Here is a 19,407-nt window from a genome sequence, read left to right on the forward strand (position 1 = left end):
CGTCAGTGAGCGATAAGTATGGTACTTATCGCTCATCTTCTGGAGCTAGTTACATGGCAATGCTTGAGTACAACCCACCGGTCGAACCGTGGGTTGAAATTGTTTATGAAGATGAACAAATCCTCGCGGTAAACAAACCGTCTGGGTTATTGTCAGTGCCAGGACGTCTGCCTGAACACCACGATAGTATGTGGAGTCGCGTCCAAGAGACGCATCCTGAAGCTCAGATTGTTCATCGCTTAGACATGGATACATCTGGTTTGATGGTGTTGGCAAAGAATAAACGTGCAGAAAGCGCGTTGAAAAAGCAGTTTCAATATCGCTTAACTCATAAAGTTTACTATGCTCGAGTATGGGGGCATGTAGAGCAAAGTGAAGGCGAGCTTGATTTCCCGCTGATTTGCGATTGGCCTAATCGACCTCGGCAAAAGGTATGCTATGAAACGGGCAAACCATCTAAGACCTTGTTTCAAGTAGCTAAACATGAAGAAAAGACCACCATTGTCCGTTTACTGCCAGTGACAGGGCGTTCGCACCAATTGCGTGTACACATGCAAGCATTGGGTCATCCTATCGTCGGAGATGAGTTTTACTCTGAAGGTGAAGCGTTTAGCTGCTCAGATCGTTTGGCACTGCATGCTGCGGAATTGAGTTTTTACCACCCAAAAAGCGATTGGTTACGCGCTATTTTTGTTCCTTGTGACTTCTACCCTGAAGCGGAAGAGATGCTCTTTGATTATTTTGATCCTGTGCGAAAATTACCAGACTATAAAACGCTGCCAAGACCATAGCGCCAACGCTGCCTGACTTAAAGTCGGCAGAGTCTTAGGCAGTAGATAAAGGAGAAACCTATGTCGCTGCCTACCGTTGTCTTTCTCGATCGCTCCACCATTCCTTCGCATATTGAGTTTCCCCACCTACCTTTTGATCATCAATGGGTAGAGTACGACACCACCGAACCCGATCAAATCGTTGAACGACTCAGCCAAGCGCAAATTGTGATTACCAATAAGGTTGTTCTGGATCGCCGAACGCTATCCCACTTACCGAATCTTGAATTGATAGCCGTCTGTGCCACCGGTTTTAATAATATTGATATTGAGTACTGTCAGCAGGCAGGAATTGCAGTGGCGAATGTTCGTGGCTATGCCAGCCAATCGGTACCCGAACATGTGATTGCTATGATGTTTGCGCTAAGACGCAATTTAATTGGTTACCACCAAGACATCGCCGCAGGGGAGTGGCAACGCAAACAACAGTTCTGTTTTTTTACTCATCCAATTGGAGATATTGCCGGGGCAACTTTTGGCGTGATTGGTAGTGGCGAGCTAGGGCAAGCAACGGCAACGCTGGCTAAAGCGCTGGGGATGAATGTGATATTTGCAGAGCGTAAAGGTGCTGCGCAGTGCCGTGAAGGGCACCTCTCTTTTGAACGCGTATTAATGCTTTCCGATGTACTGAGCTTACATTGCCCACTGAATGAGCAAACGCATCATTTAATTGGTGCTAAAGAGCTTTCGCAAATGAAACCAAATTCGATTTTGATCAATACCGGACGTGGTGGTTTAGTTGATGAGATAGCTTTGGTTCACGCACTACGAAAGCAGCAAATTGGTGGTGCAGGTGTCGACGTATTTAGCCAAGAGCCCGCTGATGAAAGTAACCCTCTAATTGCTCATTGTGAGCTATCCAATTTATTACTGACACCCCATGTAGCGTGGGGCAGTGATTCGTCAATTCAAAAGCTCGCCAATATCTTAATGGACAACATTCGTGCGTATGTTGAGGGCGAGCAACAAAATCGAGTGGTGTAATTGGCGTGGTGTGATGCCATTTCAATAGCAGCAGATACAAAAAGACCGGTCATCGACCGGTCTTTAGTTTTATTGTCAAAACAACGAATTATAGCGCTGCAATCGTTGTTTTTTGCTCTTCAAGCTTCGCCAGTGTCTCTTTGTAGCCTTCAAGCTTTTGACGCTCTACAGCAACTACCGCTTCAGGTGCTTTAGCAACGAAACCTTCGTTACCTAGCTTGCCTTCAAGACGTTTGATTTCACCATGCGTTTTTTTGATTTCGCCATCTAGACGAGCAAGCTCAGCATCTTTGTCGATTAGACCTGCCATTGGGATCATCAGTTCAGATTTCGCGACGAGTGCCGTTGCACATGCTGGTGTCTCTTCGCCAGCTGCAAGTACACGTACCGACTCTAGTTTTGCAAGAGACATCAGTACTTGTTTGTTTGCTTCTAGGCGCGCGGCATCGTTCTCATCAGCTTTTAACATCACTTCCAGAGGTTTACCTGGGTTGATGTCGTATTCTGCACGAAGGTTACGAATGCTAGTGATGAACGCTTTTACCCACTCAATGTCGTCTAGCGCTTCTTGGTTGAAGTTCGCTTCGTCATATTGAGGCAGAGCCTGTAGCATGATCGTATCGCCTTCCACACCGTCAACTAGTGGCTTGATGCTTTGCCAAATCGTTTCAGTGATGTATGGAATAACAGGGTGAGCAAGACGTAGAGTCTTCTCTAGTACTGTAATTAGCGTACGACGTGTACCACGTTGCTGAGCTTCAGTACCTTTCCAAAGGATTGGTTTAGTCAGCTCTAGATACCAGTCACAGAATTGGTTCCAGATGAATTCATACAGCGTGTTCGCCGCCATATCGAGACGGAAGTTGTCGATATGGTTATTGAATGCTTGTGCTGCGAGTTCAAACTGAGACTCGATCCACTTGTCAGCTAGTGAGTATTCAATTTCACCACCGTTGAAACCACAATCTTGCTCTTCTGTGTTCATCATTACGTAACGGCTAGCGTTCCATAGTTTGTTACAGAAGTTGCGGTAACCTTCTAGACGCTTCATATCCCAGTTGATATCACGACCAGTTGAAGCCATTGCTGCTAGAGTGAAACGCAGTGCATCAGTACCGTATGGTTCGATACCGTTTTCAAATGTCTTACGCGTGTTTTTCTCGATCTTCGCAGCAAGTTGAGGTTGCATCATGTTGCCGCAACGTTTTTCAACTAGAGACTCAAGATCGATGCCATCAATCATATCGATTGGGTCAAGTACGTTACCTTTCGACTTAGACATCTTGTCGCCGTTCTCATCACGGATCAGACCCGTCATGTAAACTGTTTTGAAAGGTACTTGTGGTTTGCCGTTTTCATCTTTACAGAAGTGCAGCGTCATCATGATCATACGCGCAACCCAGAAGAAGATGATGTCAAAACCAGACACCAATACATCTGATGGGTGGAATTGCTTCAGTGCATCGGTATTTTCTGGCCAGCCTTGTGTGCCGAACGTCCAAAGTGCTGATGAGAACCAAGTATCCAGTACGTCATCGTCTTGGCGAAGAACAACAACAGGTGCAAGGTTATTGTTAGCGCGCACTTCTTCTTCAGTGCGACCAACATAAACTTTACCGTCGTTGTCATACCAAGCAGGGATGCGGTGACCCCACCATAGCTGACGAGAAATACACCAGTCTTGAACGTCACGCATCCAAGAGAAGTACATGTTTTCGTATTGCTTAGGCACAAACTGGATATCGCCGTTCTCAACCGCTTCTACTGCAGGTTTCGCTAGTGGCGCAGTACGCACGTACCATTGGTCAGTCAGCATAGGTTCAATAACCACACCGCCACGGTCGCCGTAAGGAACTTGCAGGTCGTGGTCTTTCACTTCTTCAAGCAAACCTAGCTCATCGAATTCAGCAACGATCGCTTTACGTGCAGCAAAACGCTCCATGCCTTGATATTTCGCTGGTAGTTCGCCAGTGTAAAGATCAGTCGCTTCGCCGTTCGTATCGAATACTTCAGCAGTATCACGAATGTTAGCGTCGAAGGTTAGGATGTTGATCATTGGCAATTGATGGCGCTTACCAACTTCATAGTCGTTAAAGTCGTGCGCAGGGGTGATTTTCACACAACCCGTACCTTTCTCCATATCCGCGTGCTCATCGCCTACGATAGTAATGCGACGCTCAACGATAGGAAGAATAAGCTCTTTGCCAATTAAATCTTTGTAGCGAGGGTCTTCAGGGTTAACCGCAACACCAGTATCGCCTAGCATCGTCTCAGGACGAGTTGTGGCAACAACGATGTAGTCTTTACCATCAGCGGTTTTAACACCGTCTGCTAGTGGGTAGCGGAAGTGCCACATGTGACCTTTAGTATCTTTGCTTTCAACTTCAAGATCAGAAATCGCTGTGTGTAGCTTAGGATCCCAGTTAACAAGACGCTTACCACGGTAAATCAAATCTTCTTCATAAAGACGAACGAAGACTTCTTGAACGGCATTAGATAGACCATCGTCCATCGTAAAGCGTTCACGTTCCCAGTCTACAGATGCACCAAGGCGACGTAGCTGTTGAGTGATCGTACCGCCAGATTCACCTTTCCATTCCCAGATTTTGTCGATGAAAGCTTCACGACCGTAATCGTGTTTTGTTTTGCCTTCTTCTGCTGCGATTTTACGCTCAACAACCATCTGAGTTGCGATACCCGCGTGGTCAGTACCAACTTGCCAAAGGGTGTTTTTGCCCTTCATACGTTCGCAACGGATAAGCGTATCCATGATCGTATCTTGGAACGCGTGGCCCATATGTAGGCTACCAGTGACGTTCGGCGGCGGGATCATGATGCTGTAAGCTTCTTTTGATGTGTCACCGTGTGGCTTAAAGTAGCCTTTCTCTTCCCAAGTCTGATACAGAGCTTGTTCGATTGAAGTTGGGTTGTATGTTTTTTCCATAGCGCTCTTTTTCCTCGTCATATTTGGGCTGATAGCGACGTTAACTGCACTCGTAAAGTTCAATCACATACTTATGTATGCTCATGAATTTACTCATTGGTTGCCTTGCTCTAAGCCCAACTATTTAGAGGACTGGTTCTGGTTAATCATGGTCAATTCTTATAAGTGAACTCTCTCGAGGGAGAGCTTAACTATAAGGATTGACCGTTAAGGGTATGCGATCTCGATCGTTTGTAGCTGGTAGCCAGCTTGACGGTAGATTTTATACCTTTCTCGTGCAAGCTGTTTAGCTTTTTCTTCGCAAGGGACGAAGTCTACCACTTGAGCAAACTTGTTCGCAAAGGTTGTCTCATTTTCCGCCAAATTAATTACCAACTGTCGATTCCAAGAGGGTTTCACCGCTTGGTGACCAATTTCTATATTGGTGGCGTATTTAGGTCCTTCACCTACTAGGTTGTGTGCAAGGAACTGATCCGTATCTACTTGCCAAAAAAGCTCAGCCATTGTTTCTGCCTGTTTTTTATCTTGGCAGTTTAAGTAAACTTTAGCGCCTTGGCGGGCAAAGTGCTGGGTAAGGAATACGATATATTCCTCAAAGCCGGCTTGCGTTGCTTGTGCGCTTTTTTCTTTAACAATGTAGAAGGTTGCAGTTTGCATCACACTCTCAGTTACCGTTAGCTAGAAGATGAAACATATTTGCCAGAGTCTGCCAAATAATGGTGACGTTGGCATATTAAAAAAGGGCCTTGCGGCCCTTTTCAATAGTATGCAGAAATTATTCTTCTGTTTCTTGACCGCTGCGATTCAAAAGGAATTGGACTAGCAATGAGACTGGACGACCTGTCGAGCCTTTTGCTGCGCCTGATTTCCATGCGGTACCTGCCACATCAATGTGTGCCCAGTTGTATTTCTTAGCGAATTTCGATAGGAAACAACCCGCAGTAATCGTACCAGCTGCACGACCACCAAGGTTAGCCATATCCGCAAATGGGCTCTTCAGCTGTTCGTGGTATTCGTCAGCCATTGGTAGGCGCCAAGCACGATCGCTTGCTTGCTCAGAAGCGTTTACTAGCTCATGAGAAAGCGGATTGTGGTTTGATAGTACGCCACTGATGTGGTGACCTAGAGCAATCACACAAGCACCCGTTAAGGTTGCTACATCGATAACACAATCAGGCTCAAAACGTTCAACGTAAGTTAGTGCGTCACAAAGAACTAAACGACCTTCCGCGTCGGTGTTAAGGACTTCAACTGTTTGACCAGACATGGTGGTTAGAATGTCACCAGGGCGGTAAGCGTTACTGCCTGGCATGTTTTCACAACCGGCTAAAACACCAATAACGTTGATCGGTAGGTTCAGTTTTGCCAATGCTTTCATGGTGCCGAATACTGAAGCCGCGCCGCACATGTCGTACTTCATCTCATCCATCGCTTCGCTTGGCTTGATAGAAATACCGCCTGAATCGAAAGTCAGACCTTTACCGACAAGAACGATTGGTTTTGCATCCGCTACTGGGTTGCCTTTGTATTCGATGATAGACATCATCGATTCATTTTTCGAACCACGACCCACAGCAAGGTATGATGTCATACCCAGTTTTTCCATCTCTTGTTCACCGATGATCTTAGAGGTGATAGTCTCGTAATCGTCAGCGAGACGGCGAGCTTGAGAGGCAAGGTAAGCAGGGTTCGCTACGTTTGGTGGCATGTTGCCTAGGTCTTTTGATGCTTTCACACCTGAGGCAATAGCAAGACCGTGAGCAATAGCACGCTCACCTAGGTTGAGCTCGCGACGCGTTGGAACGTTAAAAACAAGCTTACGTAGTGGACGGCGAGTTTCTGGCTTAACCGTTTTAAATTGGTCAAATGTGTATAGACCGTCTTTAGTGGCTTCAACTGCTTGGCGAACTTTCCAGTAAGTATCACGACCTTTAACATGCAGTTCAGTTAGGAAACATACCGCTTCCATCGAACCTGTTTCGTTAAGAGTGTTGATCGTTTTCTGAATAATTTCTTTGTATTGACGTTCGCCGAGCTCACGTTCTTTACCACAACCAACCAGTAGAACGCGCTCAGAGAGTACGCCAGGTACTTGATGCAAAAGAAGCATCTGACCAGGTTTACCTTCTAGATCACCACGACGAAGCAGTGAACTAATATAGCCATCACTAATCTTATCTAGCTGTTCGGCAACTGGAGAAAGGCGACGTGGTTCAAATACACCCACGACGATACAAGCGCTGCGTTGTTTCTCAGGGCTACCACTTTTTACACTGAACTCCATGCGTACTCCTACATCCTGAAGACAAATAGAACTAAATGTTAGATAATGCCTGCTTACTTGTTGATTCCATAATCGGAACTACCTTTAAATTAAGCAAGCTAACAGTCAGTTAGAATTTTTAAAAAAATAAAGGGTTCAACGGGAAATTATAGTGATTCAATTAAAAAAACAAGTTTTGTATAGGTAATTTCAGCGTGATTATTGTTAGATATTTGATCCGCGAGACACTCAAAAGCCAATTTGCGATATTTTTTATCCTATTTCTGGTGTTTCTGAGCCAGAAATTGATTCGTGTCTTGGCAGAGGCCTCTGATGGCGAAATACCCGCAGGGTTAGTAATGCACTATGTTGGTTTGAGTATGCCAACCATGGGGCTATTAATGCTGCCTTTGAGTCTGTTCTTAGGAATCTTGCTCACTTTTGGGCGTCTGTATGCGGAAAGTGAAATTACCGTAATGAATGCGACGGGGATCGGCAATAAATTCTTGATCCGAGCGGCGCTTTATTTAGCTGTAATTACTGGTGCGGTTGCGGCACTGAATGCATTTGTATTATCACCGTATAGCCAAGAAAAGCTCATTCAGCTAGAAGAGAAGGTCCAAGCAGAGAACAGTGTTGATTTGCTTAAAAAGGGACATTTTCAAGGCACACCTGATGGTTCTTCAGTGGTGTTTATTGATGATATTGAAGGTGATCAGCTTAAACATGTGTTTATTGCTCAAATGCGTCCGCGTGATTCCATTCTCCCTAGTGTGTCGTTCTCACAGTCAGGTGAAGTGAAAGAGTTGAGCGATGGTCGCCAAGTTATTCGTATGTTTGATGGTACTCGCTATGAGGGTGTTCCAACGCGTATTGATTATATGGTGACTGAGTTTGACCAATACCAAGGGGTCATTGGTCAAAGTAAGGTGAAACGCAAAGGGCGAGATTGGGAAGCCATTCCGACCTTAGCTTTGTTGGGTAATCCAGATCCTAAAGCGCAAGCTGAATTACAATGGCGTATTTCGTTGGTTGTTTGTATTCCGCTATTGACCATGTTGGTTGTGCCTTTATCGGCAGTAAACCCGCGTCAAGGTCGCTTTGCGAAAATGGGGCCAGCAATATTGATTTACCTTGCGTACTTCCTAGCGATTAGTGCCACTAAATCGGCAATCGAAGATGGCGGTATTCCGACTTATATCGGTATGTGGCCAATTAACTTTGCTCTGCTGGTAACGGCTGTTGGGGTGAACCTAATGGACAGTATTCCAGTGCGACGCTTTAAAGATAAATTGAGACAGAAGAAGGCAGCCTAAGTCGTGTTTAAGATTTTAGACCTTTATATTGGTCGAACCATTATCGCTACAACGTCATTGGTACTGGCGACCTTTGTCGGGCTTTCTGCCATCATTAAGTATGTCGAGCAGCTACGTAAAGTAGGTCAAGGCAGTTATGATTTACTGCAAGCTTTGTTTTACGTTGGGTTAAGCATTCCACGTGATATCGAGATGTTTTTCCCAATGGCAGCATTGCTTGGTGCGTTAATTGGTCTTGGTATGTTGGCTTCAAGTTCTGAGCTGGTGGTGATGCAGGCGGCGGGCTTTTCAAAACTTGATATTGGTATGTCAGTGTTGAAAACGGCGGTTCCGCTGATGATCGTCGTGACCTTATTGGGGCAATGGGGAGCACCACAAGCACAGAAAATGGCGCGTGATTTACGTGCATTTTCAACCTCAAATGGTGCAATCCTTTCGGTTAGAACCGGGGTTTGGGCAAGAGACGCCAATGACTTTATCTTTATTGGTAAGATCGAAAATGACAAATTGTACGGTCTTAACATGTGGCGCTTTGATGACAACAAGCAGCTTAAGAATATCTACTTTGCTGAAGAAGTGGAGTATTTGAGTGGCAATGAGTGGTTAATGAAAGATGTGCAACTTTCAGAAATGGATAACGAGGTACAGCTATCTAAAGTGAGCCTACCTGAGTACCGTTGGACTACATCATTAGAACCAGACAAGTTAGCGGTGGTTACGGTCAAACCAGAAGAGCTGTCTTTGAGCGGGTTGTATGACTATGTCGGATATTTGAAAGCTTCAGAGCAAGATGCTTCTCGTTATGAGCTTGCTTTCTGGCGCAAGATGACTCAGCCATTCTCGATTGCCGTAATGATGTTGATGGCACTATCGTTTATCTTTGGCCCGCTGCGCAGCGTGACCATGGGGGCGAGAATTCTATCCGGTGTGGTTGCAGGTTTTACCTTCTACATCTCAAGTGAATTCTTTGGACCACTGAGTTTGGTGTATAACATCCCGCCAGCGATTGGCGCGATCATGCCAAGTATCGCCTTCTTGACCATCGCGGTGATGTTGCTAAGGCGTAAGTTGTAGCGCGTTATTCTCAATATTAAAAAGCCCTCAGTTGAGGGCTTTTTTGATGTTTGTGATACGTGCTATCGACTCAGACTCGTTAGTCAAAGTCACCATGAACCTTGCGGTTGAGATCGTCAGCGATAGATTGAACGCCGTCATCAAAGGTTGCACAGCCAGATAGGGCAAGTAGGGTGCAAATAACCAATAGCGTTTTTTTCATAGTGTATCCTTTGAAGATTAAGCTTAGAGAGCGTTTGATTGAGTATAAATCTAAGCGATGTTTTTGCGTGGCACAAATAAAAAGGCCGCTCGATGAGCGGTCTTTTTAATTTTGAGAATCGACTATAAGAAGATATTCAGTTGGAATTACTGGAAGCGCATCGATAGGTCAAGCGCTTTTAGGTGTTTAGTCAACGCACCGACAGAGATGTAGTCAACACCCGTTTCAGCGTATTCACGAATAGTTTCCAGTGTAACATTACCTGAATTTTCTAGCGCCGCACGACCAGCGTTAATCGCGACTGCTTCACGCATCATTTCGGTGGTGAAGTTATCGAGCATGATGATATCTGCACCTGCTTCAATCGCTTGCTGAAGCTCTTCTAAGCTTTCAGTTTCAACTTCCACTGGCTTACCTGGGTTCAGCTGTTGAGCCGTTTTGATAGCTTGAGTAATGCCACCGCACGCGATGATGTGGTTTTCTTTGATTAAGTAAGCGTCAAACACACCGATACGGTGGTTAAAGCCACCACCGCAAGCCACGGCGTATTTTAGGGCGCTACGCAAGCCTGGGATGGTTTTGCGCGTATCCAGTAGGCGACAATCGGTTCCTACTAGTTTTGCTGCGTATTCTGCGGTTGCTGTTGCACAACCCGATAAGGTTTGAATAAAGTTCATCGCATTGCGCTCACCCGTCAAAAGAATGCGCGCGGGACCAGAAAGCGTACAAAGGACTTGGTTGGGTTCAACCGCATCACCATCTTGTACATGCCATTCAATGCTCACTTCACCACCTAACTGCTTAAACACTTCGTCTGCCCAAGCTTGACCACAAAACACACCGTGTTCACGGGTAATGATAGTGGCAACGTTTTGCGCATCAGCAGGAATTAGACTTGCGGTAATGTCATTAGCAGGATCGAGTGTACCACCCAGATCTTCTTTTAACGTTTCGCTGACTGAGCGAGTGATTTCTAGAGGCAATTGCTGCTTTAAAAACTCAAGGCGTTCTTGGCTGTTGTGTGTGTTTTTCATCGCAAATCTAATACGCAGTTAAACAGAGGTGGGCATGATACGCTGACTGCGAGTGAAATTCAGCCATTAATCTCGCATTTCGATAGCAAATGATTAAAAATGCACACTTGTTATGGAAAATGAGAATGAGCAAATGATTGATAGTAAAGGTTGGTACCAAAAAGCTCGCCATGTACCTTCGCCATTTTTTGATCAGCGCAGTGATAAACAAGATATTTCATTGCTAGTGATCCATAACATCAGTTTGCCCCCAGGTAAGTTTGGCGGTCCTTACATCGAGCAGTTTTTTCTCGGTAATCTCAACCCTGATGAACATCCCTTTTTCAAAGTGATCCATAAAATGGGCGTGTCGGCGCACTGTCTTATCAGACGAGGTGGGGAAATCGTGCAGTTTGTTTCTTTTTTAGATAGAGCTTGGCATGCGGGTGCGTCGAGCTTTGCGGGGCGTGAACGTTGCAATGATTACTCAATCGGAATTGAGATGGAAGGCAGTGATTTTATCGCTTACACCGAAGCGCAGTATCAATCGCTAGCAAGATTAACACACGCTTTGATGGGGCAATATCCGGACATTACTTTGCCACGTATCACAGGGCATCAATACATTGCCCCGCTACGTAAAACAGATCCAGGTTTGGTGTTTGATTGGGTAAAATACCGAGGACTGATCGATAAGTAAGCGGACATTGTTGCGCAGCAGATAGGGGATGAAATCCATCCCCTGAAAAACGTTACAATGACTGATGATATTCCGTTAGCACTTGCTCTATCCAAGTGGCGATGCGCTCATCACTTAGCTCGTATTGAGAGTCTTCATCTAAGGCTAAGCCAACAAACATGCTGCCATCTTCAGTGAGTGCTTTTGACGCTTCAAACTCATACTGTTCGTCGTTTGGCCAATAGCCCACAATAGTTGCACCGGCGTGTTTCACTTCATCATGCAATAAACCCATCGCATCTAAATACCATTCGCCATAGCCTTCTTGATCGCCTAAACCAAACAGCGCCACAGTTTTTCCTTGTAGTGACACGCCGTTGATGGTGTCCCAGATGGCTTGCCAGTCTTCTTGGATTTCACCGAAATCCCATGTCGAGATACCGAGCAGCAATAGGTCGTACTGTGTCATTGTTTCTAGCGGTGTTTCTTTCACGTTGTGAATGTCGACCAACTCTTCACCAATGATGGCGCGCATCTTTTCTGCTGCCATTTCGGTGTAGCAAGTGGTTGAACCATAAAATAGACCGATTTTCATCATTGTGTTTCTTTGTTGTTGAGCGGTTGGCGAATTCTAACCATAAAATGGCGAGCTTTGCAGCGAATATCCACTGTAATTGAGTTTTTTATGGCAATATTTGCTGTACGCATTTACAGTGAAGCGAGTTAGTTAGCCTAAATATAGAGAATTGTTGTGTCAGAAGTAATGTCGCCAGATCATGGTATTGTCGAGCAGTTCCTTGATGCGATGTGGATGGAACGAGGTTTATCAGAAAATACCTTGTCATCTTATCGTACCGATCTGTTAAAACTGCTGACGTGGATGCAAGTACATAACTATCGACTTGATTTTATTAGTTTGTCTGGTTTGCACGAATACCAAACATGGTTAGCTGATCAAGATTATAAGCAGACATCACGCGCGCGGATGCTGTCTGCTATTCGACGCCTATTTCAGTACCTTCATCGTGAAAAGATACGCAGTGATGACCCGAGTGCGCTACTCGTTAGCCCTAAACTTCCTAAGCGCTTGCCTAAAGATTTGAGTGAAGCCCAAGTGGATGATCTACTTAACGCGCCTGACCCTAACGACCCGATCGAATTACGCGATAAAGCGATGCTTGAGTTGCTGTATGCGACGGGCTTACGTGTGACGGAATTGGTGAGTTTGACCATGGAAAATGTCAGCCTGCGACAAGGGGTGGTGCGGGTGACGGGTAAAGGTGGTAAAGAGCGCTTGGTGCCTATGGGTGAAAATGCAATAGATTGGATTGAAACTTTTATCCAACAAGGGCGGTCTGAGTTACTTGGGCAACAAACCTCTGATGTGGTTTTTCCTAGTAAACGTGCCCGCCAAATGACACGACAAACCTTTTGGCATCGTATAAAGCATTACGCTGTGATTGCCGGGATTGATACAGAGCTACTCTCGCCTCACGTATTGCGTCATGCATTTGCAACGCATTTATTAAATTATGGGGCGGATCTCCGAGTGGTGCAGATGTTACTGGGACATAGTGACTTGTCGACCACACAAATCTATACTCATGTCGCAACTGAGCGATTGAAACAGCTTCATAGCGAGCACCACCCAAGGGCGTAAGCTCTTGCTTTGAAAACTATTTAAGGTGAATAGAATGAGCGTATTACGCCGAATGACATTACTTGCGCTGCCTCTTTTAGCAGTCTCTTCTTTCGCAAGTGCGAATACTGATAGTGAATTCAACAAAGCGGAATTGGCAGAGCGATTTGCCAAGCTTGGTTTGCAAGTGACGGATGTTGTGCCTGCTGACATTAAAGGCTTGGTGGAAGTTAAAACCAATGGTGGTGTACTCTTTGCTTCACCCGATGGTGAATATTTCCTTGCAGGTTCACTGTACAAACTGGATGGAAATGGCGGTTATCAAGATGTACTTGCTAAACGCCAAGCACCTATTAATGCCGCCAAAATTGAAGCGATGAAAGACTCAACGGTTGAGTTTAAAGCGGACAATGAAAAGTATGTCGTGACGGTCTTTACCGACATAACCTGTGGTTACTGTGTAAAATTACACAATGAGATGCAAGGCTATAATGACTTGGGTATCACCGTACGTTACTTGGCATTTCCTCGCCAAGGACCGGTAGGCTCTGTCGCTGATCAAATGGCGTCAATTTGGTGTGCCGATGACCAACAAGCGGCGATGCATGATGGTAAAGTAAACCGCAAATTCCCAGCCAAAGGCGAAAATTTTGCCCAATGCCAAGAGACCATTAAACAGCAATACATGCTAGGTCGCGAACTTGGTATTAGCGGCACACCAGCAATCTTCTTACCTAATGGTGAGATGGTTGGCGGTTACCTTGCACCACAACAACTGCTGCAACGTTTACAACAGAAATAACATAAGGAAGTAGGCTCAATTGAGCCTACTTTTATATTGCCATGATAGAAATTCAACGTCGTCCCGAACCAGACCTGTCACTCCTACCTGATAGCATTGCACCGTTACTAAAGCGTATTTACCTCACTAGGGGCATCACTTCAGTTGAGCAGCTTGAGACGGGGGCTCGCGGGTTGCACTCATACCAAAAATTGCACGGTATTCAATTGGCGGTAGAGCTTATGTTTGACGCCATTAAAACCAACCAACGCATTATTGTGGTGGGGGATTTTGATGCTGATGGCGCCACCAGTTCCGCGCTTTCGGTGCTCGCACTGCGTATGTTGGGTAGCCAAAATGTTGATTACTTGGTACCCAACCGCTTTGAAGATGGCTACGGTCTAAGCCCTGAAGTGGTCGATCAAGCCATTGAACTCGGCGCGCAGATGATCATGACGGTGGATAATGGCGTCTCTTCGATTGAAGGTGTTCGCTACGCCAAGCAGAAAGGGCTACAAGTCGTAGTTACTGACCACCACTTGCCAGGTTCCACCTTGCCTGAAGCCGATGCCATGGTGAATCCAAATCTGCAAGAGTGTGCATTTCCGTCTAAAGCATTAGCAGGGGTAGGTGTTGCATTTTATCTGATGATGGCGCTTTGCGTTCATATGCGAAACCTTGGGTGGTTCAAACAGCACGGAGTTGCGGAACCTAAGCTAATGGAGCTGATTGATTTGGTTGCACTTGGCACGGTGGCTGACGTAGTTCCGCTTGATGAGAACAATCGAATTCTAGTTCATCAAGGGTTACAACGTATTCGCGCGGGGCACGCAAGGCCGGGAATACAAGCACTGATTGAAGTGGCAAAAAAAGACGCCAGCCGATTGGTTGCTTCTGATTTTGGTTTTGCTCTAGGACCTCGCATTAACGCGGCGGGTCGATTAGATGACATGTCTTTTGGTGTCGAATTACTGCTGAGTAATAATATTCACGCTGCACGCCGAATGGCGAGTGAGTTGGACGGCTTAAACCAAACGCGCAAAGAGATTGAAGAGGGGATGAAACAAGAGGCGATGGCTTTTTGTGAACGGCTTCAGTTTGGCGAAAACGCAAAGCTGCCACATGGTTTGGTTTTATTCCAACGCGATTGGCACCAAGGAGTGATTGGTATTCTTGCGTCGCGCATTAAAGAGAAGTTCCATCGTCCTGTCATCGCCTTCGCTGATGGCGGCGAAGGAACCATTAAAGGTTCTTGTCGCTCGATTCCTGGTTTGCATATGCGCGATGCGCTGGACCGTATTGATACCCAAAACCCTGGGTTAATTATCAAGTTCGGTGGGCATGCGATGGCGGCGGGCCTTTCTATTGAAGAAAAAAACTTTGAACGCTTTGCTCAGTTGTTCGACCAAGTCGTTAAAACGGAGCTTGATGATGCGGCATTGAAAGGCGTTGTATTGTCTGATGGCGATTTAAAACCAGAAGAGTTTTCGATGCATGTGGCGCAAATGCTCCGCGCTGGTGGTCCTTGGGGGCAAGCTTTCCCAGAACCTGTTTTTGATGGTGAATTTAAAGTATTGCATCAAAAATTGGTTGGAGAGAAACACCTCAAATTAATGTTGGAACCGCTTTTTAAAGGTCACCCGACTAACATCATGATTGACGGTATCGCGTTTAATGTCGATCTCCGCCGCTGGCCTGATGCCTCAGTTAAAACCGTTCATCTAGCCTATAAACTGGATATTAACGAATTTCGCGGTAATCAATCTTTGCAGTTGTTGATTGACTGTATTGAAGCCAAGTAATTCCCCTCAGGTTCAACACTCTAAATTTATCTAGAGTGTTGAATTTTATAAATAAACCCCAGAAATCAAACCATTGATATGGCTTTTTATAGCAATGTCACCATTACTTTTCTTTCCAAAATAACTGTATATTTTTCAACATTTATTCATTTTTCTATAAAACTTACCAGATTTAACGTGACCGCTAGCACGTTTTATTCCCTTCTGTTTATATTTTGTAATTGGTAAGACCAATATCTTTGCCGTATCTATTAACTAATGTTAAATATTTGTATTGTTAACATCCGTTCTATGATTTAGGTCAACTTTTGGCTGGAACTTACGTGCCAATTATGTTAATTTCTACTCCATCAAAAATTGGTATTACCAATTAACTGCAGAGAGAAAACAGTATAACTATGGCTTATCAAAGGATTCGTCAGCCAAAGCTCTCAGATGTGATTGAACAAGAGCTAGAAAGGTTGATTGTAGAAGGAACATTGTCTCCGGGGCAGCAATTGCCACCAGAGCGAGAACTCGCAAAGCAGTTCGATGTTTCTCGTCCTTCGATTCGTGAAGCTATTCAGCGTTTAGAAGCAAAACGTCTTCTTACCCGTCGTCAAGGCGGTGGGACATTTGTTAGCGAGTCCATTTGGCAGAGTTTTTCTGATCCTCTGCTAAATTTATTGTCTAGCCACTCTGAAACGCAGCTTGATTTACTGGAGTCGCGCCATGCGATGGAAGGTATTTCGGCGTACTTTGCAGCCTTGCGTGGTACTGATGAAGATTTTGCTCGAATTCAAGCGGCACTTGAAATAATTAGTGCAGAGCAAGAGAAGCAAGATGTGGAGGCGGAAGCTGTGGCAGTGATGCAGTTTTTGATTGCATTGACTGAAGCCGCTCACAATGTGGTTTTATTGCACATCGTCCGTAGCCTTGCCCCTCTGCTAGAGCAAAACATATTACAGAATTTAAAATTACTGCATCGCCGACAAGAAGTGGTGGAAAAAGTAAGTAAACATAGAGCTAACATCGTGGACGCGATTGTTTCTGGGCAGCCTGAAAAGGCACGTGAAATGTCACATTCACATTTGGCTTATATTGAAGAAACATTGTTGGACTTGACTAAAGAGGAGTCTCGAAGAGAGCGCTCTTTAAGACGAATTCAGCAGAGTAACGAATAAGTAGATCCAACCAATAGAAGGATAGATCGCCATGTCTGATATGAAGCATGACGTAGATGCACTGGAAACTCAAGATTGGCTTCAAGCTCTTGAGTCAGTTGTACGTGAAGAAGGTGTAGAACGTGCTCAGTACCTACTAGAGCAAGTTCTAGATAAAGCGCGTCTAGATGGCGTTGATATGCCAACAGGCATCAACACTAACTACATCAACTCAATTCCAGCAGCACAAGAGCCAGCTTACCCTGGTGATACCACGCTAGAGCGTCGTATTCGCTCGATCATTCGCTGGAACGCAATCATGATTGTACTGCGTGCATCTAAGAAAGACCTAGACCTTGGTGGTCATATGGCTTCTTACCAGTCAGCCGCTGCATTCTACGAAGTATGTTTTAACCACTTCTTCCGTGCTCCAAATGAGACGGACGGTGGTGACTTGGTTTACTACCAAGGTCATATCTCTCCTGGTATCTACTCTCGCGCATTCGTTGAAGGTCGTCTAACTGAAGAACAGCTAGATAACTTCCGTCAAGAAGTGGATGGTAAAGGTATTCCTTCATACCCTCACCCTAAATTGATGCCTGAATTCTGGCAGTTCCCAACTGTATCTATGGGTCTAGGTCCAATTTCGGCTATCTATCAAGCACGCTTCCTGAAATACCTTGAAGGTCGTGGCATGAAAGATACATCAGCTCAACGTGTTTATGCCTTCCTAGGTGACGGTGAGATGGATGAGCCAGAATCACGTGGTGCTATTTCTTTCGCTGCGCGTGAGAAGCTAGACAACCTATGTTTCCTTATCAACTGTAACCTACAGCGCCTAGATGGTCCTGTTATGGGTAACGGTAGCATCATCCAAGAGCTTGAAGGTCTATTTAAAGGCGCAGGTTGGAATGTTGTTAAAGTTATCTGGGGTAGCAACTGGGATTCACTTCTTGCTAAAGACACCACAGGTAAGCTTCTTCAGCTAATGAACGAAACTATCGACGGTGACTACCAGACATTTAAATCGAAAGATGGCGCGTATGTACGTGAGCACTTCTTTGGTAAGTACCCAGAAACAGCAGCCCTTGTTGCTGATATGACTGATGACGAAATCTTCGCTCTTAAGCGTGGTGGTCATGATTCATCTAAACTGTTTGCAGCGTTCAACAACGCAAAAGAAACCAACGGTAAACCAACTGTAATCCTAGCGAAAACAGTAAAAGGTTACGGTATGGGTGATGCTGCAGAAGGTAAAAACATCGCGCACGGTGTGAAGAAAATGGACATGACACATGTTCAGCACCTACGTGATCGCCTAGGTCTACAAGACATTCTTTCAGATGAGAAGATCAAAGAGCTTCCATACTTGAAATTAGAAGAAGGCACGCCTGAGTACGAATACATGCACGCTCGTCGTAAAGCGCTACACGGCTATACACCTGCGCGTCTGCCTAAATTCACTCAAGAATTTAAAGTACCTGAGCTAGAAGAGTTTGCGCCGCTACTTGGTGAGCAAAAACGTGAAATCTCAACCACTATGGCTTATGTACGTACACTAAATATTCTTCTAAAGAACAAGAACATTGGTAAGAACATCGTACCAATCATCTGTGATGAAGCGCGTACATTCGGTATGGAAGGTCTATTCCGTCAGGTTGGTATCTACAACCCACACGGTCAAGAATACACACCTGAAGATCGCGGCGTAGTCTCTTACTACAAAGAAGCAACGTCTGGTCAAGTTCTACAAGAAGGTATCAATGAGCTAGGCTCAATGGCATCTTGGGTAGCTGCGGCAACATCATACAGCACCAACGATCTACCAATGATCCCATTCTACATCTACTACTCAATGTTTGGTTTCCAACGTATTGGTGACATGGCATGGCTAGCAGGTGACCAACAAGCACGCGGCTTCCTATTGGGTGCAACGGCTGGTCGTACAACGCTAAATGGTGAAGGTCTGCAACACGAAGATGGCCACTCACACATTATGGCGAACACAGTACCTAACTGTATCTCTTACGATCCAACGTTTGCTTACGAGCTAGCGGTTATCATGCAAGACGGTATCCGTCGCATGTACGGTGAAAGCCAAGAGAACGTTTACTACTACCTAACAGTAATGAACGAAAACTACGCAATGCCAGCAATGCCAGAAGGCGCTGAAGAAGGTATTCGTAAAGGTATCTACAAGCTTGAGTCTTACGCTGGTGACAAGTCGAAAGTACAGCTACTAAGTTCAGGTACTATCATGAACGAAGTACGTAAAGCGGCTCAAATCCTTAGCGATGAGTATGGCGTAGCATCTGACGTATTCTCTGTGACGTCATTCAACGAGCTTACTCGTGATGGTCAAGCTGTAGAGCGTGACAACATGCTACACCCTGAAGCGGAAGCAAAAGTACCGTACATCACGACAGTTCTCGGTATTGAGCCTGCAATCGCAGCGACTGACTACATGAAGAACTACGCTGAACAAGTACGTGCATTCGTTCCAGCTGAATCTTACAAAGTGTTGGGTACTGATGGCTTCGGTCGTTCAGACAGCCGTGAAAACCTACGTCGTCACTTTGAAGTGAACGCAGGTTACGTGGTAGTTGCAGCTCTAACTGAGCTTGTAAAACGTGGTGATATTGAGAAATCTGTGGTTGTTGAAGCAATCAAGAAATTCAACATCGACACTGAAAAAACCAACCCACAATACGCATAACACAACGCTTAATTAAAAGGTA

At 45.3% G+C, this 19,407-nt stretch carries 16 protein-coding genes; 10 read left to right on the top strand and 6 right to left on the bottom strand.

What is annotated here, in order from left to right; genetic code table 11:
• Positions 1-53 precede the first annotated feature (53 nt).
• Positions 54-791, top strand: coding sequence for a bifunctional tRNA pseudouridine(32) synthase/23S rRNA pseudouridine(746) synthase RluA (rluA, locus tag H2O73_RS07340; protein ID WP_182108117.1), 738 nt, complete (start codon positions 54-56; stop codon positions 789-791).
• 60 nt (positions 792-851) lie between these two features.
• Positions 852-1,814 carry a D-2-hydroxyacid dehydrogenase gene (locus H2O73_RS07345; RefSeq protein ID WP_182108119.1) on the top strand — a complete coding sequence of 321 codons (963 nt, stop codon included), beginning with the start codon at positions 852-854 and terminating at the stop codon, positions 1,812-1,814.
• A gap of 88 nt (positions 1,815-1,902) precedes the next feature.
• Here the strand turns inward: H2O73_RS07345 and H2O73_RS07350 are convergent, their stop codons facing one another.
• The 3 genes from H2O73_RS07350 to pepA form a co-directional block, all read right to left on the bottom strand.
• Positions 1,903-4,758 (bottom strand): valine--tRNA ligase, encoded by a 2,856-nt coding sequence (locus H2O73_RS07350; protein WP_182108128.1) that lies wholly within the window; start codon positions 4,756-4,758, stop codon positions 1,903-1,905.
• Between the two features lie 207 nt (positions 4,759-4,965).
• The gene (locus tag H2O73_RS07355) at positions 4,966-5,415 is read right to left on the bottom strand and encodes a DNA polymerase III subunit chi (protein WP_182108130.1); all 450 of its coding nucleotides are present in this window, start codon (positions 5,413-5,415) and stop codon (positions 4,966-4,968) included.
• A 118-nt stretch (positions 5,416-5,533) separates the two neighbouring features.
• A complete protein-coding gene (gene pepA / locus H2O73_RS07360; RefSeq protein ID WP_182108132.1) occupies positions 5,534-7,042 on the bottom strand; it encodes a leucyl aminopeptidase in 1,509 nt (502 codons plus the stop codon).
• A gap of 194 nt (positions 7,043-7,236) precedes the next feature.
• Between pepA and lptF the strand changes: the two genes are divergently transcribed.
• Together lptF and lptG are read left to right on the top strand one after the other, a co-directional pair.
• Positions 7,237-8,337, top strand: a complete 1,101-nt coding sequence (lptF, locus tag H2O73_RS07365; RefSeq protein ID WP_182108134.1) for an LPS export ABC transporter permease LptF — start codon at positions 7,237-7,239, stop codon at positions 8,335-8,337.
• Between the two features lie 3 nt (positions 8,338-8,340).
• On the top strand, positions 8,341-9,411 hold the full coding sequence (gene lptG / locus H2O73_RS07370) for an LPS export ABC transporter permease LptG (RefSeq protein WP_182108136.1): 1,071 nt from the start codon (positions 8,341-8,343) through the stop codon (positions 9,409-9,411).
• A gap of 79 nt (positions 9,412-9,490) precedes the next feature.
• On the opposite strand, the gene H2O73_RS07375 is transcribed toward lptG, so the two are convergent.
• Together H2O73_RS07375 and nadC are read right to left on the bottom strand one after the other, a co-directional pair.
• Positions 9,491-9,613, bottom strand: a complete 123-nt coding sequence (locus tag H2O73_RS07375; RefSeq protein ID WP_182108138.1) for a lipoprotein — start codon at positions 9,611-9,613, stop codon at positions 9,491-9,493.
• Positions 9,614-9,759: 146 nt separating this feature from the next.
• The gene (nadC, locus tag H2O73_RS07380) at positions 9,760-10,647 is read right to left on the bottom strand and encodes a carboxylating nicotinate-nucleotide diphosphorylase (RefSeq protein WP_182108140.1); all 888 of its coding nucleotides are present in this window, start codon (positions 10,645-10,647) and stop codon (positions 9,760-9,762) included.
• Between the two features lie 133 nt (positions 10,648-10,780).
• Here nadC and ampD point away from each other — a divergent pair, with 133 nt between their 5' ends.
• Positions 10,781-11,326, top strand: a complete 546-nt coding sequence (ampD, locus tag H2O73_RS07385) for a 1,6-anhydro-N-acetylmuramyl-L-alanine amidase AmpD (RefSeq protein ID WP_182108142.1) — start codon at positions 10,781-10,783, stop codon at positions 11,324-11,326.
• Between the two features lie 52 nt (positions 11,327-11,378).
• Here ampD and fldB read toward each other — a convergent pair whose 3' ends face one another.
• A complete protein-coding gene (fldB, locus tag H2O73_RS07390) occupies positions 11,379-11,900 on the bottom strand; it encodes a flavodoxin FldB (protein WP_182108390.1) in 522 nt (173 codons plus the stop codon).
• Positions 11,901-12,068: 168 nt separating this feature from the next.
• Between fldB and xerD the strand changes: the two genes are divergently transcribed.
• The 5 genes from xerD to aceE all read left to right on the top strand — a co-directional run bounded on the left by xerD (position 12,069) and on the right by aceE (position 19,385).
• A complete protein-coding gene (xerD, locus tag H2O73_RS07395) occupies positions 12,069-12,965 on the top strand; it encodes a site-specific tyrosine recombinase XerD (RefSeq protein WP_182108391.1) in 897 nt (298 codons plus the stop codon).
• Positions 12,966-12,999: 34 nt separating this feature from the next.
• On the top strand, positions 13,000-13,746 hold the full coding sequence (gene dsbC / locus H2O73_RS07400) for a bifunctional protein-disulfide isomerase/oxidoreductase DsbC (RefSeq protein WP_182108150.1): 747 nt from the start codon (positions 13,000-13,002) through the stop codon (positions 13,744-13,746).
• A 41-nt stretch (positions 13,747-13,787) separates the two neighbouring features.
• The gene (recJ, locus tag H2O73_RS07405) at positions 13,788-15,527 is read left to right on the top strand and encodes a single-stranded-DNA-specific exonuclease RecJ (protein WP_182108152.1); all 1,740 of its coding nucleotides are present in this window, start codon (positions 13,788-13,790) and stop codon (positions 15,525-15,527) included.
• 398 nt (positions 15,528-15,925) lie between these two features.
• Entirely contained in the window at positions 15,926-16,690 is a 765-nt protein-coding gene (gene pdhR / locus H2O73_RS07410; RefSeq protein ID WP_182108154.1) for a pyruvate dehydrogenase complex transcriptional repressor PdhR, read from the top strand.
• 31 nt (positions 16,691-16,721) lie between these two features.
• Positions 16,722-19,385, top strand: coding sequence for a pyruvate dehydrogenase (acetyl-transferring), homodimeric type (gene aceE, locus H2O73_RS07415; RefSeq protein ID WP_182108156.1), 2,664 nt, complete (start codon positions 16,722-16,724; stop codon positions 19,383-19,385).
• Positions 19,386-19,407 lie beyond the last annotated feature (22 nt).

The sequence above is a fragment of the Vibrio marinisediminis genome, from assembly GCF_014050145.1.
In the GTDB taxonomy this organism is placed as follows: domain Bacteria; phylum Pseudomonadota; class Gammaproteobacteria; order Enterobacterales; family Vibrionaceae; genus Vibrio; species Vibrio marinisediminis.